General features: G+C 66.7%; 26 protein-coding genes. 4 read left to right on the top strand and 22 right to left on the bottom strand.

Annotation, left to right across the window (positions count from 1 at the left end; translation table 11 throughout):
* Window positions 1–63 precede the first annotated feature (63 nt).
* Window positions 64–366: an antibiotic biosynthesis monooxygenase gene (locus tag BV908_RS11720; RefSeq protein ID WP_103738223.1), complete on the top strand. Its 303-nt coding sequence runs from the start codon at window positions 64–66 to the stop codon at window positions 364–366.
* A 428-nt stretch (window positions 367–794) separates the two neighbouring features.
* Here the strand turns inward: BV908_RS11720 and BV908_RS11715 are convergent, their stop codons facing one another.
* A complete protein-coding gene (locus tag BV908_RS11715) occupies window positions 795–1421 on the bottom strand; it encodes a substrate-binding domain-containing protein (RefSeq protein ID WP_031285718.1) in 627 nt (208 codons plus the stop codon).
* Between the two features lie 106 nt (window positions 1422–1527).
* Here BV908_RS11715 and BV908_RS11710 point away from each other — a divergent pair, with 106 nt between their 5' ends.
* A complete protein-coding gene (locus tag BV908_RS11710; RefSeq protein WP_031285717.1) occupies window positions 1528–1827 on the top strand; it encodes a helix-turn-helix transcriptional regulator in 300 nt (99 codons plus the stop codon).
* Between the two features lie 27 nt (window positions 1828–1854).
* Here the strand turns inward: BV908_RS11710 and mobH are convergent, their stop codons facing one another.
* The 3 genes from mobH to BV908_RS11695 all read right to left on the bottom strand — a co-directional run bounded on the left by mobH (window position 1855) and on the right by BV908_RS11695 (window position 5572).
* Window positions 1855–3699, bottom strand: a complete 1845-nt coding sequence (gene mobH / locus BV908_RS11705) for a MobH family relaxase (RefSeq protein WP_103738222.1) — start codon at window positions 3697–3699, stop codon at window positions 1855–1857.
* Window positions 3700–3900: 201 nt separating this feature from the next.
* A complete protein-coding gene (locus tag BV908_RS11700) occupies window positions 3901–4821 on the bottom strand; it encodes a nucleotidyl transferase AbiEii/AbiGii toxin family protein (protein ID WP_011805398.1) in 921 nt (306 codons plus the stop codon).
* The gene (locus BV908_RS11695; protein WP_023093102.1) at window positions 4814–5572 is read right to left on the bottom strand and encodes a type IV toxin-antitoxin system AbiEi family antitoxin domain-containing protein; all 759 of its coding nucleotides are present in this window, start codon (window positions 5570–5572) and stop codon (window positions 4814–4816) included. Before BV908_RS11695 ends, BV908_RS11700 begins: the two co-directional genes overlap by 8 nt.
* 223 nt (window positions 5573–5795) lie before the next feature.
* Between BV908_RS11695 and BV908_RS11690 the strand changes: the two genes are divergently transcribed.
* Complete coding sequence (locus tag BV908_RS11690; RefSeq protein ID WP_031642510.1) at window positions 5796–6167, top strand: DUF3742 family protein; 372 nt, start codon at window positions 5796–5798, stop codon at window positions 6165–6167.
* Window positions 6168–6174: 7 nt separating this feature from the next.
* Here BV908_RS11690 and BV908_RS11685 read toward each other — a convergent pair whose 3' ends face one another.
* The 18 genes from BV908_RS11685 to BV908_RS11600 form a co-directional block, all read right to left on the bottom strand.
* Window positions 6175–7698, bottom strand: coding sequence for a conjugal transfer protein TraG N-terminal domain-containing protein (locus BV908_RS11685; RefSeq protein ID WP_103738220.1), 1524 nt, complete (start codon window positions 7696–7698; stop codon window positions 6175–6177).
* A 15-nt stretch (window positions 7699–7713) separates the two neighbouring features.
* Window positions 7714–8067 (bottom strand): hypothetical protein, encoded by a 354-nt coding sequence (locus tag BV908_RS11680; RefSeq protein ID WP_103738219.1) that lies wholly within the window; start codon window positions 8065–8067, stop codon window positions 7714–7716.
* On the bottom strand, window positions 8064–9470 hold the full coding sequence (locus BV908_RS11675; protein ID WP_103738218.1) for an integrating conjugative element protein: 1407 nt from the start codon (window positions 9468–9470) through the stop codon (window positions 8064–8066). Before BV908_RS11675 ends, BV908_RS11680 begins: the two co-directional genes overlap by 4 nt.
* A 10-nt stretch (window positions 9471–9480) precedes the next feature.
* A complete protein-coding gene (locus BV908_RS11670) occupies window positions 9481–10425 on the bottom strand; it encodes a TIGR03756 family integrating conjugative element protein (protein WP_103738217.1) in 945 nt (314 codons plus the stop codon).
* A complete protein-coding gene (locus BV908_RS11665) occupies window positions 10422–10871 on the bottom strand; it encodes a TIGR03757 family integrating conjugative element protein (protein ID WP_103738216.1) in 450 nt (149 codons plus the stop codon). The genes BV908_RS11670 and BV908_RS11665 overlap by 4 nt, the downstream gene beginning before the upstream one ends.
* Window positions 10872–11036: 165 nt before the next feature.
* Complete coding sequence (gene radC / locus BV908_RS11660) at window positions 11037–11531, bottom strand: DNA repair protein RadC (protein ID WP_103738215.1); 495 nt, start codon at window positions 11529–11531, stop codon at window positions 11037–11039.
* A gap of 195 nt (window positions 11532–11726) precedes the next feature.
* Window positions 11727–12470, bottom strand: coding sequence for a thioredoxin domain-containing protein (locus tag BV908_RS11655; protein ID WP_103738214.1), 744 nt, complete (start codon window positions 12468–12470; stop codon window positions 11727–11729).
* 13 nt (window positions 12471–12483) lie between these two features.
* The gene (locus tag BV908_RS11650; protein WP_103738213.1) at window positions 12484–15372 is read right to left on the bottom strand and encodes a conjugative transfer ATPase; all 2889 of its coding nucleotides are present in this window, start codon (window positions 15370–15372) and stop codon (window positions 12484–12486) included.
* Window positions 15372–15806, bottom strand: a complete 435-nt coding sequence (locus BV908_RS11645; RefSeq protein ID WP_023083166.1) for a TIGR03751 family conjugal transfer lipoprotein — start codon at window positions 15804–15806, stop codon at window positions 15372–15374. Before BV908_RS11645 ends, BV908_RS11650 begins: the two co-directional genes overlap by 1 nt.
* Entirely contained in the window at window positions 15787–17220 is a 1434-nt protein-coding gene (locus BV908_RS11640; protein WP_103738212.1) for a TIGR03752 family integrating conjugative element protein, read from the bottom strand. The genes BV908_RS11645 and BV908_RS11640 overlap by 20 nt, the downstream gene beginning before the upstream one ends.
* Complete coding sequence (locus BV908_RS11635; RefSeq protein WP_103738211.1) at window positions 17210–18124, bottom strand: TIGR03749 family integrating conjugative element protein; 915 nt, start codon at window positions 18122–18124, stop codon at window positions 17210–17212. Before BV908_RS11635 ends, BV908_RS11640 begins: the two co-directional genes overlap by 11 nt.
* Complete coding sequence (locus BV908_RS11630) at window positions 18121–18813, bottom strand: PFL_4703 family integrating conjugative element protein (protein WP_103738210.1); 693 nt, start codon at window positions 18811–18813, stop codon at window positions 18121–18123. The genes BV908_RS11635 and BV908_RS11630 overlap by 4 nt, the downstream gene beginning before the upstream one ends.
* Window positions 18810–19220 (bottom strand): TIGR03750 family conjugal transfer protein, encoded by a 411-nt coding sequence (locus tag BV908_RS11625; RefSeq protein WP_103738209.1) that lies wholly within the window; start codon window positions 19218–19220, stop codon window positions 18810–18812. Before BV908_RS11625 ends, BV908_RS11630 begins: the two co-directional genes overlap by 4 nt.
* A gap of 12 nt (window positions 19221–19232) precedes the next feature.
* Window positions 19233–19601 (bottom strand): TIGR03745 family integrating conjugative element membrane protein, encoded by a 369-nt coding sequence (locus tag BV908_RS11620; protein ID WP_031754986.1) that lies wholly within the window; start codon window positions 19599–19601, stop codon window positions 19233–19235.
* A gap of 22 nt (window positions 19602–19623) precedes the next feature.
* Window positions 19624–19863: a TIGR03758 family integrating conjugative element protein gene (locus BV908_RS11615; RefSeq protein ID WP_003294214.1), complete on the bottom strand. Its 240-nt coding sequence runs from the start codon at window positions 19861–19863 to the stop codon at window positions 19624–19626.
* The gene (locus tag BV908_RS11610) at window positions 19860–20219 is read right to left on the bottom strand and encodes an RAQPRD family integrative conjugative element protein (protein ID WP_103738208.1); all 360 of its coding nucleotides are present in this window, start codon (window positions 20217–20219) and stop codon (window positions 19860–19862) included. Before BV908_RS11610 ends, BV908_RS11615 begins: the two co-directional genes overlap by 4 nt.
* Window positions 20220–20348: 129 nt before the next feature.
* Entirely contained in the window at window positions 20349–21242 is an 894-nt protein-coding gene (locus tag BV908_RS11605) for a nucleotidyltransferase (RefSeq protein WP_172751383.1), read from the bottom strand.
* A gap of 13 nt (window positions 21243–21255) precedes the next feature.
* Window positions 21256–22203, bottom strand: a complete 948-nt coding sequence (locus BV908_RS11600) for a patatin-like phospholipase family protein (RefSeq protein WP_103738207.1) — start codon at window positions 22201–22203, stop codon at window positions 21256–21258.
* 283 nt (window positions 22204–22486) lie between these two features.
* Here BV908_RS11600 and BV908_RS11595 point away from each other — a divergent pair, with 283 nt between their 5' ends.
* Complete coding sequence (locus BV908_RS11595) at window positions 22487–23401, top strand: WYL domain-containing protein (protein WP_103738206.1); 915 nt, start codon at window positions 22487–22489, stop codon at window positions 23399–23401.
* Window position 23402: the final 1 nt, after the last annotated feature.

Genomic DNA, 23402 nt, shown 5'->3' with positions numbered 1-23402 from the left:
GCCGTCGCACCCGAGACTTCGGACTCGCCAACGCTTTCACCCGTTCAACCAGAGGATCACTCCATGACCAAGTTCGCCCTGTTCGTCCGCCTTGAAGCCAAGCCTGGCCAGGAAGCCGCCGTTGCCGACTTTCTGAGAAGCGCGTTGCCGCTCGCCAACGCCGAATCGGGCACCACCGCCTGGTTCGCATTGAAGTTCGGCCCATCAACGTTCGGCGTCTTTGACGCTTTTGCGGACGAGGCCGGCCGCGAGGCTCACCTGCACGGCCAGATCGCCGCCGCGTTGATGGCGAACGCAGCCGCCTTGCTCAGTACACCGCCTAACATCGAGAAGATCGAGCTGCTGGCGGCGAAATTGCCTGGCTGACGAGCTGTCCGCGGCGGCAAATGTGAAGCTCCACATGGCTTGAGTGATCGGGATGAAGAGGCCCTGTCCTCGTGCGCCGCTCCTTCAAACCGATCCCGATTGAACCGCTCTTGCCGGCGGTGGTCGCAACGAAGTCGTCGCTGCCACAAACCGCCTCTGGGAGCGGGCGGCTAGGCCGCACGGTCTTAACCCGCGCGTTGCGCCTCCATCGCGCTGACTACCGTCTACCCGCGTGTGCCGTCCACGGGGCGACCGGCGTGCCGGGCCGACCGCTTCGTGACGCCGGATTCAGGGCCGTGGATGTCGGTTCAGGGTCGCTTCCGGTCGGCCGGTTGGTCATGTTGTCGGACCAACGGTCACGACGAACCGGCGGCGTTGATCGTTCAGGAATGCGGGATCGTGGCGAAACCGCGATCCCTGCGTGCTTGTCAGGACACCAAGCGCGCGCGGCGGGCGAATCTTGCCTGGGGGTCTGACAAAGAGGCGTTGCGACGGAGCAGGTAAGCCATCACGATCGTTGGTGCGCCGGCCAGCGGCCGCACGGCGATGCCTCGGCGTAGGTAGCTCGCCAGTCTCGCGGCGGGCGCAATGGCGATCCCGTACCCGGCGGCAACCAGCGTCATCGCCACATCGAATGTCTCCACCGTTTGCTCCCGCTCCTGCAGCGCGTTCTCGAACACGCGCTGCACGGTCATGCGCCATGGTTCATCGGCCGTGGACTGCGAGCAGATCAAGGGCTGCTTGAGCACTTCACCGCACGGCACTTCACGGTAGGCCAGCAGGTGGGAGCGCTTGGCCACGGCGACCGCCAGCGTGTCATGCCACAGCGGCTCGCATACCCAGCCAGGCCACTGCCGGGCAACCGCAGACAAGGCGAAGTCGAAGCCGTCGTCCGGCATCTCCGCGCCTCGACCGGGATCTGTCCAGCCGGCCAGGATGGCATGGGTCTCCGGCTCTTCGGCACGCTGCAGGGCGAGCACGTCGGCGAGCTGCGGAGGCACCCATTCGCCGAGGACGGCCATGCGAATTTCGGCGGTGATGTCACTCGATTCCACGTCCAGCTCCCCCCAGGCGGTGAACTCGTGGCAACTGATCTCGAAGCCGTTGAATGAGTTAAGTTTAACGTGGTTTAAATCGTGACCGTGTTCGACGCTCTTGGCAATGCCAAAGCGTTCGATCCAAAGGGGCCGCCCCACCGGCACCACTACCTACGAAGCGGAACCAGCCATCGCGTTTGGGGCTACCGTGCGGGAAGAAAGAACCAACCAGGGCATCGCTCAGGAAACGCTGGCCCACATGGCCGGCATCGAACGGTCGCACATGGGCAAGATCGAGCGCGGCGAGCATGTCCCCACGCTCCCTCTCATCCTCAAGATTGCCCGTGCGCTGAAATGCAGTTCCGCCCACTTGATGACTCTGACCGAAGCCAAGCTGGCGGAGTCGGCCCCATCCGCAGATTGAAGCCGGCCCGCACAGCGGTCGCATGCCTTACGCCTGATCGTCGTCCTTGCCCCCAAGGGCTGAATCTTCGCGCTTTGCGGCCTCGTTGAGGAGCCGCAGGTATGGGTTGTCTGGCGGCGTCTCCTGGAACAGCGCATCCGGGCTGGCGAGTAGGTAGCCGTGCAGCCGGCGCGACTTGCGCGGCCCCGTGACTTCGCAGGTCCAGATGTTCAGCCCGCTCGGCTGCTTGCGGTGCTGTCCCAGCTTCTCGAAGCGCTTCTGCACCCACTGCCACCCCTCCAGCTTCTCCTGCTTGGCCAGGGCGGCGACTTGAAGGTACTCCTGCGCGTAGCGCTGGAACACGCCGGGGCTGACGAGGTAGGTCGTACCGGCGACGGTATGCACCAGGGCCTTGGCGTCGTTGATGATGAGCTTGCGCGTCTGGACGCTCTGACGCAGCCAGGCCATGAAGTGCGCCCCAGAGGGCTCCGCGCGATCCTGGGAAGGCGCGAGGCCCATCTGCGGCGGGGGCATGGTCGAAGGGGCCGGCTCGGGCTCGGCAACAGGGGAACTCGGGATCTCCGGTGTCGCGGGTGGAGCGGTGTCGCCCAGCAGGTCGAGCAGCGCGGCCACGCCGGCATCCGTGGCTGTGGATGCGATCGGCGCCGCGCTCGCGGATGCAGCTTCGATGCCTTCGGCGCGCGGCCCATCGGCCACCGCCGGCGCCTGCGGCTCCGCCTGTTCCTCCTCGACCTGCACACGGCCTGCGAACGGCGCCGGCCGGTCAGCGGCATCCCAGATCATCGCCGGCGAGAGTTTCAGGAAGGTGAAGGCGTGCGACCAGCCGGCGTCGCTGGTGACGGTAGCCTTCCAGATCGCCTTGCCATCCGGCGTCGGTTGCACGATGCCGTGATCCTGCAGCACGTTGAACACCGCCGTGTTGCTCGCCGGGATGCCGTCGATGCCCTGCGACAGCAGATGGGCGCGCAGCTTGTCGGAGACGGTCTTGCTCACCAGCCACAGAGCGTCTTGGGTCAGCCAACCGTCCGCCGGACCGGCCTGGTTCAACTTGAATTCTTCCTTGAGCAGGTAGCGCAAGCCGTCGAGCAATTTGCGTTGCAGCGCATGCTTGGGCGCCGCCAGCGCCTTGCTGGGATCGCCGCCGAGTTCCTGGGCGACCGATGCCTGGTCGGCCTGCACGACCAGTTCGCCGAGCGTGCCGGCGTGCTCGTACTGGCCGGCCAGCACGTACAGCAGCGCGGCCCAGAGGTCGGGATAGCCGCTGAGCCAGTCGAAGATGTCCCGATCGAGAAGGCGCGCGTAGAGCAGCCCGGTGGCGGCGCTGTGCAGGCGGTACTCGCGCTCCTTTCGGTAACGGAAGCGGTAGGGCTTTCGCAGCGGGCCGTGCCAGGGATGCCAGACGCTGCCGTCGGCATGTTCGACGTGCAGATCGACCGCAATCTTGCCGATGTCGTGCAGCAGGGCCGCGTAGGCCGTGCCTGCGGTCCAGGCTTCGGCCTGGGCCGCCTGTGCCTCCGGCGTGACGCCCGCAGGCAGCAGGTATGACTGCCGCAGCTTCAGCGCATAGGCGACGATCTCCAGGCCGTGGTCCAGCATGCCGCCCGGATAGGCGTGGTGGTGGTTCTCGGAGGCCGGGAACTGCTGGACCAGCTCGGCGTAGCGCTCCAGTGGGGCGAGGTAGAGCGTGGCGAACTGCCGGCGCGAGAGCGATGTGCGCTGCCAGATGTGTTCCAGCAGTTTCTGCCGGCGCGGCGTGGCCAGCAGCGATGCGGCCGACTCCGGCCGCATCGACCCTTTCTGAGTTTCGATAGCGGAGGCGGGCGGTGTGCCGGCGGCGGGTGGCACCCTTTTGCGCTGGAACAGCGAGAGCATGGCGAACCCCGGATGACGGGCTGCTCGGGGCGCCTTTTGGCCTTTTCAGGATAGGGCCTTTCCCCTTGGCGCCCTTCCTTTGCCCCTTCCCAGCCCTTTGGCCTTTGTCGGAAGCCTTTGGGTATAGGGCCGCTGCTTCGCGGGTGCCACGATGAATGCGGCATGGGGCAATCCCGGCATTGGGGCGCTGCGGGATGTTCGTCAGCTCTGGCCCAAGCCGGTGTCGAGGGCGGCGGATTGCGCTGCGAAGTCGTCGGGACGGCGCTTGCGGAAGGTTTCGAGATTGGCGAGCTTCCAGCGCAGTGCCGGCAGTTGCGCGGCGTGCTGGCACTGCACCAGCGACCAGTCCGGTTCTGCGCGCGCCAGCCCGCTCAGAAACCGCCTGTGCGCGGTGCTCAGTCGCTGTGGCAGCTCGCGCCGCAGCCTGCCGCGAGCGTCGAGCAGTGTCTCCAGGGAACAGTCCACTTCGGTCATGCCGACAAAGGCCCGCTCGTACTCGCCGGCGATGTCCTTGTCGTTGCCGAACAGCACTTCGTGAGGCGGCCGGTTGTGGCCCGCCAAATAGATCACGAAGCACTCGATCATGCCGTCGCTGATGTCGCCCGATTCGTAGAGCTGCCACACGTCGAACAGGTCGCGGGGGTGCTGTCGATCCAGCGCGGCCACCAGCTTGCTGGCGTACAGCTCGTCCGGTGCCAGAACCGGCAGCTCGAACTCGACGCCGAACAGATCGCTGGTCTTGGCGCTCAGCGGCCGCCGCTCGACGGGCAGCACGCTGCCGCGGAACACGACATTGACCTCGATCTTCACCTGGCTGGCGTCGTTCTCGACGATCAGCTTGGTGTCTCCCAGGTCCTTGGCGCGAACCAGGCGTGTCTGCACGCCCAGTGGCGCAACGCGCGTGGCGATGGCGGCCAGCTCCTGGTTGATGGCTTGCAGCGCTTCGTCGCGCGGCGTCTGCCACGGCAGGTACACCACGTCGATGTCCACCGACAGGCGCGGCATGTCCCGCACGAAGAGGTTGATGGCCGTGCCGCCCTTCATGGCGAAGATGTCGTTGGCGAACACTTCGGGCGCGACGGCCAGCAGCAGGCGAACGGTGTCCGCGTAGGTCTTATCCATGAGGTCTCAGGCTCAGCAAGGTGCCGTCATCGAGCCGGCTCATCCAGCGCGTGTTGCTGCCGGTGCGAACCGGGTACTGCTCCAGCAGGGCATCGACATCCACGAGGCTGGTCTCGCGCGCCCAGGTCAGGAACAGGCGCACGGCCTTCACGCTGGTGCAGCAGGACAGCAGTTGTCCGAGCAAGTCCTTGCGGGGGGAACGCAGTCCATCAAAGAGGTTGCGGGCCTCTTCGAGGCTCTGCTTGACGCCGGCTTCGTACAGCAGTTCCAGAACGGCACGCTCGGAGGCAGCCACCCGCAGATCCTCGGGCAGGCCAGGCGGCGTGGTTAGGGTCTTGCTGGCCAGCGCCGTGTCCGGCCAGTCGAACAGGCGGGCGTGGACGTAGCGGGCCGGAAAGCGCGAGGTGAACCAGGCCGGCAACGCGAAGCGACCGTCGCCCCACAGCACCAGCGTCTCCCGGCTGCCCAGGTTGTGCCGCACGCCCTGCAGGGCCAGGGCGCTCTTGCCGCCGACGTGCAGGCCGGGCACGCGCTGTTGCAGGAACTTCAGCGCACCGTAGACCCCGAATTCATCGTTCGGGAAGGCATAGATGCCATGGGCCAGGCGCACGAGCCACCCACCGTCGGCATAGTGGGCGGCGAGCTGGGGCGACACCCCGAACTGGCTCAGGGTGGCAAGGTCGAACGGCGCCCCGCGGGGAAGTCCCGCCTGCAGCCGCTTGATTATCTGGTGCCTAGAATTTCCATCCATGCTATAAAAATAGCACGGAATCCAATCAGCCCCTAGAGCTATCGCAGGAACGTGCATGGAAAGTAGCATAAGGTTTGATTTATAGTGCAGAATCTAATCGACCTGCGACCCAGGCCGACCCGGCTCTGCCAGCCGCAACCCGCCCTCCTGATCGCGGTCTATGCTGGAGGGCAAGCCACAACCGGCCGCTCCATGAGGTGAGGCACCACTGAAGCCGAGGCACATGAGCATGACCACCAACACGCACAACGGGCGCTGGAGCCACCGGCTGGGCCGGGGGGCTGGACGTGCCTGGCGTGGATACCTGCGCCGCGAGCAGCGTGTCGCCGGCTGGCTGGTGACGCGCGGGCTGCCCGCAGGCGCGGCGACGGCGGTGCTCTGGATCGTCAAGCTCGCCGTGCTCGGTGCGCTGCTCTACTCCGCGTTCTGGCTGGCCCTGCTGCTTGCCTTTGCGGTGACTGCTGCATGGTTCGTGCAGCACGACGACCCTGATCAAGAGGAACCGCAACCCGAGTGGAGGGAAGGCCCCAACGGCTTCGGGCTTTATGACAAGAGCGACTGGCGCATCGACCCGCATGTGACCGACGACGACTGAACGGCGGTCACTTCTTCGATACGGCGCTCATTGCCATGCCAGCGCCACGCCCCCCAGCGCCCTTGGCGTCCGACGTGGCGGTGGACAACCCCTGCACGATATTTCCCGTGCGCACGCCTGCCCAAGCCAATGCCATCACCCAAAACGTCGGCAGCACGATGAACATCATCGCCATGACGAAGTTCAGCAGCATATCGCCGAAAGCGTTGTTCAAGCCGATCAGCGGATCGAAGTTGGCGTGCGGCCTGTCCGCGCCAAACCCCCAGCCGTAGAGCGCGTCCAGGATCGTGCTGTCGATCCAGCGCGCGAGCTGGAACCAGAAGTCCACGAAGAACAGCGCGAACTGGACGCAGCTCACCGTCATCACCGTCTTCAGGTCGTAGGTGCCGATCAGCAGCACTAGCGGGATGCAAATGACGAGCGCCATCTTGAGCATCGTCAGCACCATCGGCAGCGCCTGGCGCACCACGTCCATCGCGGGGAAGAAGGCCAGCGAGCCCACGGTCAGCCCCAGGTCGCCCGCGCCGCGCGTGACGACGTTCGGCAGCGTCTTGTCGATCTGACCGCCGTAATCGGTGTAGACGGTGCCCTGGTTCATCTTCTGCTGTCGCGGTGAGACGACGGCGCGGATCACCGAGTCATTGACCTCGCTCTGCGACAGGAAGCCCGCCCAGCGCCCGACGCGGGTCAGCAGGTCCGGGGCGACCTGTGCCAGCAGCCGGCTGCGCAGCCCCTGGTCGCCATCGGCCCACCACTGTCGGCAGGACGGATAGCCGCCGCCGCTGTCCACCTGTGCCAGCCCTGCATCGCGGGTCGCGTCGTACGGCCAGGCCGTGCGCGGCGTGCGGGAGTGGTAGATGTCGTAGAAGCCGGCCGTGTCGAGGAAGTAGCTCGACCCAATCCAAGTCACGTCGTTCACCTGCTCGTCGGAGAGCGTCGGCCGGTTCATGAACAGCTTGGCGCGCGACGGCCCGTAGCAGTCGTGCGTGAAGTCGGCGACCTCCTGTGCCAGCACCGGATCGTCGATGCGCGTGGCATCGACTTCCATGCGAATCTGACGCAGGTCCGTGCCACAGGGAATCGCCGCCACCGCGGCGCCGGTGACCGCCTTCGAGATGGCGTGCATGAAGAACCACCACACCGGCACCAGCGCACTCTGGTTGTCGAGCGTGGTATAGACGTTGGCCCAGCCCGTGTCGTTGGGCAGCGGGACGCTGACCTGACATTGTGCGGAGCGCGTGGTGTCGAACTTGATCGTGGCGAGATCCACCGGGATGAACGGGATGCCGGCGAACATGATGACCACGATCGCCACCCACACCCGGTTCTCGATGCGCATCGACGACAGCACGCCCTTGTTGCCCTCGTCCGCACCTTCGCTGCGGGCCTTGAGCCATTCCTGGATCACGATGGCCACGAACGGCAGCGCGAACACGCCACTGGCCACGAGGATGTTCCAGATGCCGTTGTTGACCACCCAAGCCACCAGGGTCAGGTAATACTCCAGGTAGTCCGTGGTGTAGAGCGTCATGCCTGTCTCCCGGTCTCAGCCGTGCCGCAACAGTTGGCTGGCTTCCAGTGCGACCACGGCGATCACGGCCGCGGTCTCCGTGCGCAGCAGGCGCTGATGCGTCTCGCGGGACGGCTCCCGCCGCAGCAGGCGCCGGCGCATCCACCACCAGCCATAGGCCGTCGCCCCGTAGAGGCACAGCCGCCACACGAAGAAGTGGCCGGCGTGCGCCTGCAGCCAGTGCTGCCAGTCCTCGACGCCGCCGACCACGTGGATGCCGGCGATGTTCACCGCCACCGCGGCGGCGACCACTAGCAAGGTCCACAGCAGCGCCACGCCGACGCGGCGGTTGAACAGCCATGGCAGCCGCAGCCAGGCCAGCCGGCTCATGGCGTACCGCTCCGCGGCTTCTGGACTTCCCGCAGACGGTCGCGTGTGGTGTCGCCCTCGAAGACGCCGCGCGAACCGGCAGCGCGGGTGCTGTGGCGCTGGATGATCGCCATCGCCGAGTTGCCGGCCAGCGTGCGGCGCAGCTCCAGTTCGGTCTTGAGGTTGTTGATCTCCTGCTCCAGCGCGCTGTTCTCCTGCTCGACCGCCCGCACGGCCAACTCGTTGGCGGCGACGTTCGGCTCCTTCTTGCCGGTCAGCAACGTGCGTTGCAGCAGCAGGGCCTTCTCCAGCACGCTGGACAGCGCCGCCTCGGACGCGAGGCGGCGGCCCAGCACGTCCTGGTCGGGTTCATCGCGCAGGGCCTCGATCACGCCGCGGGTGATCGGCAGCGAGCTGCTGCCGGCTGCGTCGAGATTGGCCAGCGTCGTCGGCCGGGCGCCCGTCACCAGCTCCTGCAGCACCTGCAGCTTGGTCTCGTACTCTTCCTGGATCACTGGCGTGAGCCCGACGCCAGGCGTGGTCTGGGTCTTCGTGCAGTTTTCGCAGGTGCGTTGCTCGCGTTCGCCCAGCACGCGGTTCGCAAAGGCCGCGGCCGCGCCAGGCGACGACCAGGTTTGGCAGGTCAGGCGGTTGCCGCAGGCGTTGCGCGCGATCGACGAGGTATCGGTGGCGCTGCGCCCGTTGAGCAGGTTGTAGCCCGCGCGCGTCACATCGCCGACCACCTTGATCGAACTCTGACCGGAGCCGCCCGCGTTGCCGCCGCCGACCCAGGGCACGCCGTTGTTTCCTTTGTTGGACTCGGCCTGCTCGATGGCGGAGACGGCATCGGTGCTGCTGACCGCATCCCGCAGCGCCATCCCTTCGGCGAGCTGGTCCCAGCCGGCTTGGCCGCCGGCCATGTCCGCCATGCGATTGGCGATGGCCCGGCAGGTCATCTTCGAGCGGTCGAAGTCCAGGCGCGCCTGCAGGATGCCGTTGGTGAGCAGGTTGTACAGGCCCGGGTCGGCGCGCTGGATGATCAGGGCCGGCAGCGAGGCCACGGCGCTGGTGGCGTTCTGGATCACGTTGCTCATGATCGTCTGGAAGCCGTTGGTGATGCCGTTGAGCTGGTTCTGCAGCGTCGTGGTGATGCTCATGTCGCCGCAGATCAGGTTGCTGTTCCAGCCGATCCCCACGCCGATGCTCTGCATGTTGCCGGCACCACCCATCGACACGGCCCGGCCGCCGCCAATGCTGTAGAGCACGTCGTCGCCGATCACGCTGCCGCTGACGTTCACGCCATTGGGATCGATGCGGGTCTGCGCCCAGGCGACGCCGACGACCAGCGTGATGGCCGCCACGAGCAGCGTGGCCCGCAGGGGCGACTTCGCGCGGCGCAGGAAGTCAGGGAGGGATGCGGTCATCGTGGGTTCCTCACATGAAATCGACGCTGCCGAGGAAGACCTGGCCACGGCGCCGGCAGCAGGAGTACGGCCGCCACAAGGCCCAGGCGTAGTCGCCCTGCTGCGCCTGCACGCGGGTGCGGCTGTGCGGGAAGACCACGCAACTGTTCGAGAGCGTGGGCGTCAGCTCCTGCCACTTGCCCGTCGAGGTGTCGGTCTCCATCAGCGCGCCGGCCGGCCAGTAGCCGTCGCGGGCGTTGGCCAGCAGGGGCTGATACACGTGAATCTGGTTGCGGCGCGTCACGATGTCGCCGGCGCGCTGCGCGACCACGGCGCCGCTCTTGTGGTCGTCGGTCTGGTGCAAGAAGCCGCCGCGGGGATACACGTTGCCCCAGAGGTTCAGGCCGGTGCGCGTACCGATTTCGCGCCGGCCGGGGATGAGCGCTTCGGGGTAGAACGCTTCCGGGATGTTGTAGCGCCAGGCGATCGTGTCGAGCGTGCTCAGCAGATACGGCATGAAGGCCGTGCCAGCGCCTTCGCAGGTGTAGCCGGAGGCGCTGGCGAACTGGCTGAACACCATCCCGGCCGGATGGCCGATGACATCGGCGTTCTTGAACTTGGCGAGGTTGTTCTCGTTGTCGTGATTGGTCGTGCCGTCACCGCCAGCCTTGGCGGTCGGGTTGGGCATGCTCATCGCCCGGACTTCCAGCCACGGGTTTTCGCCGGTGTTCGAGTAGCTCGACACCACCGCATCGGGGACGTAGTGGCGCACCTTGACGGAGGTGCGCACCGAGCAGCCGAAGGGCGTGCAGTACAGCCAGTAGCAGATTCCGACCACGCGGTATTCGAGGCAGTCGGGGGACAGTGCCGACGAGACGATGGTGGCGGTGTCCAGGGCGAACGTCGACGTGGCCGCGCTCAGCAGCAGCGAGGCGGCGGTGGCGCGCAGGCGCCGGCGTGCCAGCGGGAGGCTCATGGCTGCGTGCTCCGGTAGGCGTTGATGCGCGCGACGGCGCGGTACACGTCGGGCTCGCCATAGACCACGTAGCGTCGATCGACCACCACGTCGGGAATCTTGGCGATGCCCAGTCCCCAGGCATCCGCGACACCTTGGTAGGCGTGGCCGATGCGGCGTTGAAGGGCCTCGCCGCCGTCATGCAACCGCTGCCGCACCAGGGCCTCGGCCTGTTGGGGGTCGGCCGGCAGGTGCGCGGCGAGTTCGACCTCGATGCGCGTGGCCTGGTCCAGCTCGATGACCCGCACGCCGGCCGGGGCCTGCACCGGATGATGGCTGTCGGTGACGACGAGCACATCGGCGGCCGCTGCGATGGGACCGAGCAGCGCGGCGCACAGTCCAGCGGCCAGCCGGGCGGCCAAGGGGCGCCGCGAGGCGGCAGGAAGGTTGGGGGAATGAGCCGGCATGTCGCGCCTCCGCGGAGTCGATGCAGACTCGTAGTCGAGCGCAACGCAGATCAGGGGACGACAAAGAAACCGAAACCGGTCAGTCCCGATTTTTCTGCGGGTCGGCGAAAAGAAACGGGAGCCAAGGGCTCCCGTGGTGATGAAATGAATGCGCCTGGGGTGCTGCTACAACAAGCCGACTTCGGCGAACGAGTACGGACTGCCCTTGCCGACGATGAAGTGGTCCAGCACTCGGACATCGACGGTGGCCAGGGCGCTCCTCAGCCGCTCGGTGATCGCACGATCAGCGGCCGATGGCTCGGTGGTCCCCGAGGGGTGCTGATGCGCCAGGATCAGCGCCGAAGCGTTGAGCGCCAGCGCACGCTGGACCACCACCCTCGGATACACCGAAGTCTGGTCGACCGTGCCCTTGAACAGCGGTTCGTAGGCGAGCACCTGGTGCTGGTTGTCGAGAAACACGACGGCGAAGATTTCGTTCGGCTCCGCGACCAGTTTCAGGCGCAGGTAGTCGCGCACGGCGACGGGACTGCCCAGCGCTGGACCGGCCTTGAACACGCGGTTCTCCAGCAGGGTGATGGCCTGCTGGATGATCCAGTCTTCGTGCTGGGCGGCGATCAGGGTGAGCGACTCCGGGCAGGAGTCGGCGATGACAAGAGACATGGCGAACCTCCAATGGATGAGATCGGAGGGCGCCTGCCCCTGGAGGGCAAACCCTCCTGGGGACGATGGGGATGGAACAGGTGACGAGCGGGCATCCACCACCGCGGATGCGGTGGCTGTTCGCGTCAAGGGATGCGATGCGAACGGGTTTCGATCAACGCGGACGAGCCGCGCCGCAGCCTTGAAGATCGATGGCTACCTGGGCATGTCACCGGCGACGCCGGCGGGCATGTCTGGGGAATGGGCGGGTTCGGCTGCGGTCGTGCTGCCGGCGGCAAGCAGGTCGATGGCCGACAGCAAGGCATCGCCTTCGACGGGGCCGTGCAGCAGGAGGGTCTTGCCGGACTCGCGGTCGCGCAGTTGCAAGGCCGGCGTGGCCGCGATGCCCTGCTGTGCTGCTTCCACCGCCTGGGCACGGATGACGGCATCGGGGCGCTCGCTGTCGAGACAACCCTGCATGGCTGGCGTGAGGTCGGGATAGCGCAGGCCCTCCGGCAGGCCCTGGCCGTCGCCACGGGTGTTCGCGTAGAGCCACGCCACGGCCTGCCAGAACGCGGCATGTCCGCCCGTCTCGCCCGCGCATTCGGCCAAGCGTGCCTCGGCAGTCGCGGCCGGCTCGTGCATGGACAGCGGCAGGTGGTGCCACTGCCAGTTCACTTCGGGATGGGCGTCGATCCAGCGCTTGAGTGCGGGGAAGTAGGCTCGGCAGTACGGACACTCCAGGTCGGCGTACCCGACCACCGTGAAGCGCGCATCGGCACGGCCATACAGCCAGGGCGGGCCGGCCGGTTTCGACGCTTCGGACCCGGCGACGGCCAGGGATACGGGCTCGGTTGCCGGGTGCGGCACGCGCAGCAGCATCCACGAGGCCACCGCAATCGTCACCACGATCAGCAGACCGATCCAGGGATGACGGCGGGCGAATGAAGGCATGCGCATCGTGTCGCTCCCGTCAGGCCAACGTGTCCAGCACCAGCGGTTCGATGCTCCGCGCACGGTCGATCTTCTCGGCCACGCGGAAGGCGGCATCCAGCTCGCTGATGCCGTGCTGCTGCATCAACTGGAAGCGTTCGGCCTTCTCCTCGGGCTCGGTCATCGCCATCGCCAGGTAGAGGCTGGGCGGCACGGCGCGGAACAGCACTTCCATCGACTTGGACAGAATGACGCCCTCGCTGAACTTGCCGGCCTCCTTGCGTGCCGAAAGCATCAGCGCCTTCTGCGAAGCGTTGAGTTCGCGGAAGCGCGCGATCTTCTCGACTTCATCGGGCGGCATCGACAGGCAGATCCACCACTCGATCATGTTGAGCATGGGCTCGGCCGCTTTCGGCAGGTCGTCCAGGTTCTGCGTGGCGAGCCAGAACCAGGCGCCGAGCTTGCGCCACATCTTGGTGATCTTGACCACGTAGGGCGCGAGCAGTGGGTTCTTCGTGATGATGTGGCCTTCGTCCGTCACGTTGATGATCGGGCGGCCCAGGAACTGGTCGCGCTCGGCGATGTTGTTGACCGTGTTGATGAGCGAGATATAGGCAATCGAGAGTTGGGCGTTGTAGCCCTCGCGCGCGAAGGTGGCCAGGTCCACGATGGTGATGTCCGCCTCGGGCCACGGCGTGCCGGACCGGTCGAACATCTCGCCGTCCACGCCCTGGCAGAACATATCCATGGCGTCGGCCATCTCCAGCAACCGGGCGCGCCGCATCTCCGGCAGCGTGGCGTCGCGGGCGCGCTCGCGCAGCGCGTCGCGCGCATCGCGCGTGAGCACCGTGCGTCTGTCCGCCACGCAATGCTGGGCCGCATCGAGAATGCACTGGCGGATCAGGCTGCGGTCGGCGCGCGTCATGCGCGCTTCTTCCTTGTCCTCGCCGCCGGTGATCATCAGTCGTGCAGTGATCTCCAGCTCCCCGAGGACGTCGCGCTGCTCGTCGCCTTCCACGGCCATGCCGGCATCGGTCTGGTCTTCGTCGAGCGCATCGGCGTCCAGCGTCTGTACCTGGCTCGGCGTATCGACCAGGCGCCAGGCGTCGGCGAACGGCGCCAGACTGACGCCCGCGCCCGGCGCGAGCTTCACCCGATGCACGGTGAGGCCCAAGCGTGCCGCGAAGTCGCCGAACAGGCCGAAGCTATTGCCCGCCTCGACGATGAACAGGCGCGGCCGATAGATCGCCGTGACTTGGTTCAGGATGTTGTTGAGCGTCGCGCTCTTGCCCGACCCCGTGGGGCCGAACAGGAACAGATGCGCGTTCATCTGCCGATCGAGGCGGTTCAACGGATCGAAGGTGATCGGACCGCCGCCGCGATTGAAGAACGTGATGCCCGGATGCCCCGTGCCCTGGCTGCGGCCCCAGACCGGCGCCAGGTTCGCCGCATGTTGCGCGAACATGAGCTGGGTGTACCACTGGAGCTTGTCGGCAGCCGGATCGAACACGCACGGCAGCCAGCGCAGATAACTGTTCAGCGGCGCCACCTCGTCCTCTTCGCGTACCGGTTGCAGGCCGGCGTTGAGCATCACGTTGACGAGCTGCAGGCCGCGCGCATCGAGCTGGGCCAGGTCGCGGCCGCGCAGGTAGAACGCCAGCGCGCCGCGGTAGAGCTTGTGCGCGCTGCCGATCAGGCCGCGCGCCTGCTGCACGTCCTGCCGGGTCTGCTCCGAGGCCAGGGTCTCGCCGACGGCCTTCCTGGTGAGGTGGTTGAGGTGCGCCTCCAGCACGTCCTGGGGCGTGGCGACCAGCGTCAGACACATCACCGTGTCCTCGGGCATCTGGTCGAACAGCGCGTTCATGGCATCGCCGCCCTTGCGCGTCTCGCCGGTCAGATGGCCCGTCACGGGTGGCGTGCGCAGGCGATCCATCACGATCACCCGATGCGGCATGCCGTCGAAGAACCACAGGCCGTTGGGCACGTCCGAACGGGGCTGGCCGAAGAACAGGCGCTGCGCGAAGTCGGTGCCGCTGGCGAGTTCGATCTCGCCCTCCTCCCGCTCTTCCGGGTAGCGGGTCAGCGCGTAGAAGCGTTCCCGATCTTCGGCAGTGGCGCCGAGCAGGGTCGGATTCGGGTTGAACCAGCGCAGCAGCCAGGCGTGGATGTCCGCCGCGCCGAGACGCCGAGCCTTCACGCCGGCATTCGCCAGCCCGCCGACGAGGCGGTCGCAGATCGTGGTCAGCGCCTGCTCGGGCGACTGGCCGCGCCGCGAGGTCTGGGCCGCGGACGTGCGGCGGTAGACCACCATGCGCACGCGCCGGACTTGGCCGCGCCACGGCAGGCGCGTCACCGTGGTGTCCTCGAACAGGCCCCCCGGCTTGGCGATGGCCCGCAGGTGATGGGCGAAGAAGCGCAGGTAGAAGTCGCTGAACGCGCTGCCCTGTGCACGCGGCTGCAGGTAGTTCGCCAGGGAGCGCAGATAGTTGTCCCAGTCGGCCTCGTCCTGGGCGTAGAGCTGCACCACCCAGGGGTTGTCGTCCAACTCGTCGAAGGAGTCCTGCAGGGCATTCTCCAGCGCATCGCGCGCCTGCCAAAGCCAGGCCATCTCGCGGCCCTCGGTACCGACCGGCGCCAGCTCGAAGAAGGCCGCCACCGACTGGCCATCTTCCAGCAACATGCACTTGCTGCCGGGCAGGTACTCGACCCAGGGCAGCAAGTCCGCGAACGACGGGGCGACGCCATAGAGCGCATCGTGGTCGGCCTGGGTGGCCGGCCTGCGCCGGCCCCGGCCGAGCGCGCTGCCCGGCTCGGCGACACCCTGTGCCGACAGCGCCGTTACGTGCCGTGCCCAGGCATCATCGGCCGCATCCACGGCGTCAGCAGGCGATACGTCGGGCTTGCGTGACCACGGCAGCGACCAGGCCATCAGTAGTCCTCCACGCGCTCGCCCGGCATCGCGTACTGCACGCGCTGGTAGAGCGGGAACACCGTGCTGTAGCCGGGCACCGGCACCGGGTCGGTGCCCGCCAGGTGCGGGAACACGTACATCACCAGGTCGGGGTTTGGCAGGCGGTGGAACTGGCGGTAAATCTCGTTCTGCGCGGTACGGGTGTAGCGCGCCTGCACGCCGGGCGCCGCCTGCACATCGGCATCGGCCAGCGGCCGGCGCAGGCCCTGGCGCGCATCGAGCAGTTGCCGCGCGGCCTGGCCGCCGCCCGCGCTGCCGCCGGTTTCCTGATGCCAGATGTCGAGCATGGTGCTGTCGCCGTGCGGCAGCAGCTTCTCCTTGCTGGTGGCGCAGCCGCCGAGCAGGGTGGCCGCCAGCAGCACGGCGGCCGCGTCAATCCAGATCCGAGGCATGGGCTTCTCCGGTGCGGTGGTGGACCCGACGCCCCTTGGCGTCGTAGTCGATGTCGAGCGGCTGCTCCAGATGCACGGCCACCCTGGCGCCGGGCTGCACGTAGACCGCCGCGAAGGCCTGGCCGTAGAGCTTGTTGACCCAATCGGCCATGTCGCGCACGCCGCCCGCGAGGATGCGGCCCATCGCTTCGTTGCCGCTGATGCCGACGGTGCCCAGCGAGCCGTTGCTGTTGGCGACCACGGCAACGCTGCCGTTGTCGGACTTGATGAGCGAGGCCGCGCCGGCGCCGGCTGCGGTGATGAGCGCCTGGCTTCCCAGGTACTGCTGGGCGTTGCTGCGCCGCTCGCCGCTGACGCAGGGGATGCCGTAGGGGTCGCTGATCCAGCCCAGGCCGCCTTGGATGCTGGCGCCGTTGTGACCCGAGTTGCCGCCGCTGCTACCGCCCTTGCTGCTGTCCTCCGGCACCGTGCGGATGGTGCCGTCCTGGAATACGAACGTGACCGAGCGGATTTGCCCGCGCACGCACGAGAGCGTCCAGTCGCCCGAGGCCGTGCCGCTGACCACGGCGCCGGCCACGTCGGGGATGTCGATGCCGTTGGCCGTGAGGTTGTCCGGGCCGATCAGCACCTTGAACGGATAGGGATCGTTGACGGTTCCATCGATCGGCACGCGCCCGATCAGCGCCGTCATGGCAACCGACCCCATGAGCGTCGAGTTCGATGGCACGGTGTAGACAGCCTTCGTGGATGCGCCCACCGCGCGGCTGCCGACGTCGGCGACGGATTCCACTGCGGCCGACAGGCTTTTCTGGGCCGACCCGAAGCTCAGGGGAAAGCTCGGCTCCTTGCTGCCGTTCTTGGCGTCGACCTTGGCATCGTCGGGCTCGACCCACTGCGTGCCACCGGCGCCGCGGTCGAAGCGCTGGCCGTCACCCTCTTCGAGCCCCAGTCCGACGGGCAGGTCGGACGGGCCACCCTTGCCGGCAAGGCCGTCCAGTTGCCGCTGCAGATCCTGCAGCAGCCCCTGGGTCTGCTGCCTGTCGCTGGCCACCTGGTTGCGTTCCTGCTCCAGGCGGTTGCGTTCGCCTTCCAGCGCGCTCTGGATGCGCTGGTCGATCGCGCTTTCCCGCGCACGCAGGCGCTCGTTCTCGGCCTTGTGCTGCTTGTTGTCGCCGAGCGCGCTCTGCAGCTCCGTGCGCAACTGCTTCACCTGGGCTACCAGCGTGGCGACGGTATCGCGCGGCGTGTCGCCGGCGATGCCCAGAGCCTTCATCTCCTCGGGCGTGAGCGTACTGGCCGCGCCCTTGGGAGCGGGCTGGCCGCCGGGAGCGCCGGAGAATAGCTTGATGCCGACGAACACCAGCAGCAGCGCCATCGGGATCAGCAGCCACTTGAGCAGCGGATTACTCTTCATCGCGCGCTCCTCCGGTGGAGCCCGCCGCGGCGGCCGGCGGCAGGTTCACGGTGGCGTCGATCGGGCTCAGCGCCGGCAGCAGCGACTCGGCCAGGCCGTGGCCGCGCGTGACCAGGTAGAGCACCGTGGTGTCGGACGCGGTACCGGCCGGCCCCAGGTTCGGATGCTGGAAGGTCGCCGCCACGAAGTTCCCCTGCAGGGCGCGCGGGTCGAGGTCGAGCCAGCGCGCCGAGGTATTGGTGAGTCGCAAGGCCGTCACCCACTGGTCTTCCAGGCGCCACGCGGCCAGTGCCCGCGCGTGCACCGGCAGCGTCGGCAGCAAGGTGTCCAGCGCGAGGCCGCGGCGCAGGTTCACACGCCCGATGCCGGCGACCGGCTCGACGGTGCGCAGCGGCGCGTACAGGTTCTGTGCGGCATGGCGCGTCAGCACGACCGGAACCGGCGTTTCGCGCCGGGGAACAGATTTGTCCGCGGGCGCTTCGGCCTGCTCGTCCACGCCGCCTGCTGCACCGCCGCCGTAGCGTTTCGCGGGGGCTTCCGCTTCCACGATGCGCACTGGCTCCAGCGGCGCCTGGTCGTCCTTCGCCGGCTCGGCGGCGATGTCGAGCAGGATCAGCGCGCCGGATTCCACGTCCTGCAGTTGCAGCCGCGTGGGCGGAATCGGCTCGCTTGCCCGCAGGTAGATCGCACCGCCCGCACTCTGCACGCGCAGGTGGTCGCCGACGCTGGCCGGCACGCCGACGCGCACATTGCGGTCGATGAAGACCACGCGCTCCTGACCGACCACCAGCGGCACCGGCAGGGGCAGGCGCTCCCAGCGCAGGATTTCCACGGCCTGGCTGGCCGGCACGAAACCGAGGATCAGCAGGACGCCGGCCAGGGCCGACAAGGCAATGGGCTTCATGGGGAGTCTCCCTGCAGATGGCCGGAGGCGTTGGCGGGCGCGCCGGCCTGGGGCGGTGTCGGCGGCGGTTCGATGCGCTGGGGTGCGCCGGCGTAGCAGTCCAGCGCCAGGCCGAAGGGGTTGTGCTCGGGATCGATGTCCAGCCGGACGACCTTGATGGGGTAGCGCACCAGGGCGCGCTTGACCTGCTCGGAGCCGTAGTATTCGTCCGCGCTCACGTCGAGCGTGACGATCCAATCGCGGTCGGAAACCACCTTGACGCGCGTGGCCGGATCATCGCCGTAGCCGCGGCCGGGAATCTCGTAGATGCCGCGCACGCGCTGACGCAGCTCGCCACTGGCGCGCCGGTACTCGTAGTCCTGTTGAAGGAAGGCCCGGCAGCTCGGCGTCAGGTAGGCCGACAGCGCGCGCAGGTTGCGCGGGTAGTCTTCCTCGCCGTTCGTGGGCCAGCGCTGCACCTGCTGCCAGATGTAGAACGAGAAGGCGTACACACTCTCGGGCGGCACGTCCCACCACTTGCGCGTGCTGCCCGAGCGCAGGTCCGGCGGCACATGGATGGTCAGACTCTTCGGCGCACTCCACCAACCGAAGCCGAGCAGCAGCGCCACCACGAACAACGCGCCGGCCCCCAGGCGCAGCGTCTTCACGTGCGCCTGCAGGTGCGCAACCTCGTTCTTGAAACGGCTCATGGCGCACCTCGATCGGCGTTGCGCCGGGTCGTCCAGTAGCCCGAGCGGGTGATGAGGCGCCGGCCGCCCAGGAGTGCCGCCAGCGCCGGGTGCCGCAGGGCCAGCCGCCACTGGAGCTGCCGGTACAACCAGGTGTCGGGCCGGCCGCGCTTCTGCGCGCGCAGAAAACCACCGCCGACGAAGACGCCCAGCGCGATACCGGCGACGATCAGCGTCGGCACCATGGCGATGCTGTGCGTGAGCCAGGCCAGCGGCAGGCCGAGCGCGAATCCGGCTGCGGCCGACAGGCCGGTGCAGATCCACAACTCGTCGGCGGTCAGCCCGCGCACGACCACCGGCTGGCGATTCAGCCGGTGCGGCAGGAAGCTGACCAGCGTGTCTTGCGGGGTCTCCGAGGGGACGGCCATCGCTTGCCGCCCTCACAGCACGCCGGTGGCCTTGGTGAGCAGCCAGATGCCGACCACCAGCAGGATCGCGCCCACGGCGACCGTCAGGCCGAACTGGCCCCAGGTGGCGCGGCCGGTGTGGATCTCCGAGTAGCGTGTGTAGGCGTGATAGCAGACACCGACGAACATCGAGGCGACCACGAGCAGCGCGATCAGCAGCACGATGTCGTAGCCGTAGTTCTGCAAGGTCTGCAGGATGCCGCTGCCTTGGCCGCGCGATGGGTCTTCCATGGTCGGCAGGCCCTGCGCGAAGGCCGACAGCGGCAGGCCCGCGAGCGCCAGCGGCAGCAGCGGTGCGGCGATGCGGGACGGAATGCGATGGGATGTCGGAGGCGTGTTCATGGCGTATGGCCTTTCGTGACGGTCAGGAGAGGAGGAAGAACGTCAGCACCAGGTACATCGCCACGAAGCGCACGACGACGGCGAGGAACTGACGTTCAGTGATGCGGTGCTCGGCCCAGCCGACGTAGGCGGTGCGCATGGCCCACACGCCCCACAGCAGCAACACGGCGAACACGAAGCCCAGCACCACGGCAGCAACGGCCGAAGGCGCGAAGCCGCCGTTGGCCTGGAAGGCGGCGACCTGATCGGCAGAGGGCGTCATGGCGACGGCTCCTCGTCGTCGGCGCGGTCGCGGCGGACGTAATCGCCGGCCAGCGGGACGGGATCGCGCGGCTGGGCGCGCTGGGGCACGAGGTAGTCCTGCAGGCCGGTGCGAACGCGCTGCAGGTCCGCGCGCAGTCGGGCGTAGTCGAAGTGGTAGCGGGCGCGTTCCTGGGGGGCGGTACTGGCGGCGTGCTCGGCGAGGCGGTCGAGCAGGTCGAGTTGGCGGGTGAGCGCGGCGAGCTGCTCACGCTCCGGGGTGTCGTCGGCGATGGCGGGTTGCATGGCCGAGAGCAACACGGCCAACAGCACGGCCAGCGAAGGCCATGCGGATGCGCGGCGGTTGGTCTGTCCCATCGTGCCATTCCCAAGTGAAGCGAATGGCCTTGATGCTGTGTCTCTTGCTCGGCTCGCGCCGCAATCAAACGGAACCGGTGGTCAACCGTATTTCAGATGTGATGCTTGCCTGTTAAGCCAATCCTTTGACTACCAGTCGTTCCAAAGCTTTACCGCCGCCTCGATGAACGCATCACAGGCCGCCTGTCGCCAGCACGTGTGGTAACCATCTCGCAGCAGGTAATACTGCTCGTTGGCACACACGAGGTCGGTTTTCGAGGCCTCCTGCCGATACCAATTCAAGGTGTTGACCACGCAGTCCTGATAGCTGGTGGTGAGCTTCTCGTTCGGCACGTTGTACAGCAAGCCTTCGATGTAGTACGAAGGTGCGATACCGGCCTTAATCAGGCCGTCTTCGACCATCCGGCTGCGCATGTTCTTGAACACCCGGGCCATAGGTTTGAGCCACTGCGAAGAGGCCTGATGCTTCGCCGTCAGGTTCGCCGAGTGCTGCTTTGGGTAGTTCGCGATTCGCTCGCCAGCAGCGTTGAAAAAGCAGATGCCTTCGACGTACTCAGAGTCGCTTGCTGACCGGAACTTGAAGTAGCGCCGGAATTGCGTCGCAACAATCACGTCCGACTTGCGCCGTGAGCCGCTCGCGTCAATGGCAATCGCCTTGTCGCCGGCTTTCACGGCCGAACCGTATTGCTCCTCAAGCACCGACAGTACGTCCCGCTTGAAGTCGGCATGTGTGTAGGTCGCGTCGCTGAATGCCTGCTTGTAGGCCGACTTTTCGTCATCGGACAAAGATTCGAGATCGCTGTGAAAGCAGTCGTCGAGCCGGATGACGATGTCCACGTCGCTCTCGGCGTAGATATTCGTGTCGTTACCGTACGAGCCTTGAAGGAACACTTTGAAGTTCTTGCCGGCATACGGCGTGGCGCTGTCCTCCAGGACGCTCTTGATCGTGTTGTAGGTGTTGCTCGACTGGGTAATCGATCCCTGGTGGGACCACGTTTCGAGCTGCGATTCTGGAATTGGCATGTTCTTCCCCTGGCTATATCAAGAGCTCGCGAAGCTGCGTCTCCCGCGACGCGAACGACTCCCGCCCTCGCTGGAACAAGACACCGAGCTTTTTGAGGTCGTGTTCCAGCAGATCAGTCGCCATTTCAGGCGTGACGTAGGAGTCGTTGATTCGGATGGTCGGTACGTCATGGAACAGGATCTGCCGCAGCTGGTCCATCGACTGCGTGTTGATCTCCAGGGTCTTCTGCAGCAACTGGACGCTGACGAGATATTTTTTCGCCAGCCACATCAACAGGCTCGGCTTCGGGTCGGGGTACATGCCCACGCCAACGCTCACAAGCCGGATGTCCTTGCGCTCTCTCTGAAGCGCCTGGACCGCATCGGCGATTGCGTACAGCGTCGGGTTGTTTGCGCAGTAGCCGCCGTCGATCAGCTCAATGTCCTCACCCATTGCGGTTCTGACAATCGTTCGCTCGAAGAACGGGTAGGCCGAGCACGACGCCTTGACAGCGTCTGCGATGCTCACACCAAAGCCCGGGACGAACGTACCGACTCGGCCATGCGCCTGCGCGACGCTGCCCTTAAAGATCATCGGGCGCTCGGTCAGCCACTTGGCCGTGACGATCCCGATGCCGGTCCTCACATCGCTGAACGTTGCATCGCCGAAGACCTCGCTCGCCAGCTTCTTCAGGGCCTGCGACCTAGCCGGAGCGGTCTTCTGCGACATCACGGTAGGCACGTGCTTGCGGTACAGCTCCAGGATGGAATCGACGCTGTGACCGAGCGCGATCAGTGACGCGATGATCGCGCCCGTACTGGTACCGAACACCAGATCGAACTTCTGGTGCAGTGGGCACCCGATCATCGCCTCGATTTCCTTGAGTACGCCCAGCGTGTAGAAGCCCTTAGCGCCGCCGCCGTCCAACGTAAGGACACGCAGGAAGGCAGACGACCCAGACTCTTCTGTCGACTCCATCATTTTCAATGTCCTCCCCACCGATGAAGAGCGTAGGCAACGCCGATGATCATCAGCTCAACCCTAAGCATGAGCCGTACCGCTCCAGCGTCCCTGGCTTGAGGCGAAGCTCTGCGAGATTCTGCATGGTGTCCGCACAGGTCCTCTTGTCGCTGCGGCGCTTGTGGTCATCATAAGAAGACTCATGTATGACTCGCAATCGATTCATGGACAGATTTTATGGCAGACCATATACTTTCCGCAATAACACGCACAAGCATTCGCTAACCCGAACGAGCCAGCCAGGATGTCGAACGAACAGCTTGCAGATCTCACCCAGCCACAACGCGATCGACTCGCGTTCGTGGAGTTGCGCGTGCGCTTCGTCGGGGAGATACGCCGCCAGGACTTGGTCACCCGGTTTGGCATCCAGTCCGCCGCTGCGTCCAGGGATCTGGCGCTGTACAAGGAGCTGGCCCCCGGCAACATCGACTACGACTCCAAGGGCAAGTCCTACGTCCTTGGGCCGGACTTCCAGCCGGTCTTCGCCTTCCCCCCGGAGCGGGTGCTGTCGTGGCTGACCCAAGGCTTCGGCGACGGCGAGCCGATGCGGCTCAAGGCGTGGGTGGCCAGCGAGAGCCCGTCTCGGCTCACGCACCCGGACCTGAATGTGCTCGCGAGCGTGACCCGGGCGATCCACCAGGGCTGTCCGCTCGGCATCGAGTACCACTCCATCTCCAGCGGCCGCACCGAACGGGAGATTGTCCCCTTTGCGCTGATCGACAACGGCCTGCGCTGGCACGTCCGCGCGTTCGATCGGAAGTCGCAGGAGTTCCGGGACTTCGTCATCACCCGGATCAAACGCCCCGTGGTGCTCAAGGGGCAACCCATGGCGCCCCACGAGATGAGCGATCAAGACATTCAGTGGACCCGGATCGTCGAGCTGGAGCTGGTGCCGCATCCGGATCAACCCCGGCCGGAGATCACCGAGATGGACTACAGCATGCGGGGCGGCGTGCTGCGGATGAAGCTGCGGGCTGCCACCGCCGGTTACATCCTTCGCCAATGGAGTGTGGACTGCACGCCCGACCACAGTCTGCGCGGGTACGAGTACCGGTTGTGGTTGAAAGACCACCTTGCCATCTACGGCGTACGAAATGCCGTGCTGGCGCCGGGCTACCGCTCCCCTGATCAACAACGGCTCGAAGCCGAGTCGGACTGAG

This window comes from Diaphorobacter sp. LR2014-1, assembly GCF_002916785.1.
GTDB lineage: Bacteria > Pseudomonadota > Gammaproteobacteria > Burkholderiales > Burkholderiaceae_C > Diaphorobacter > Diaphorobacter nitroreducens.
This window is presented reverse-complemented; position numbering and strand designations above follow the sequence as displayed.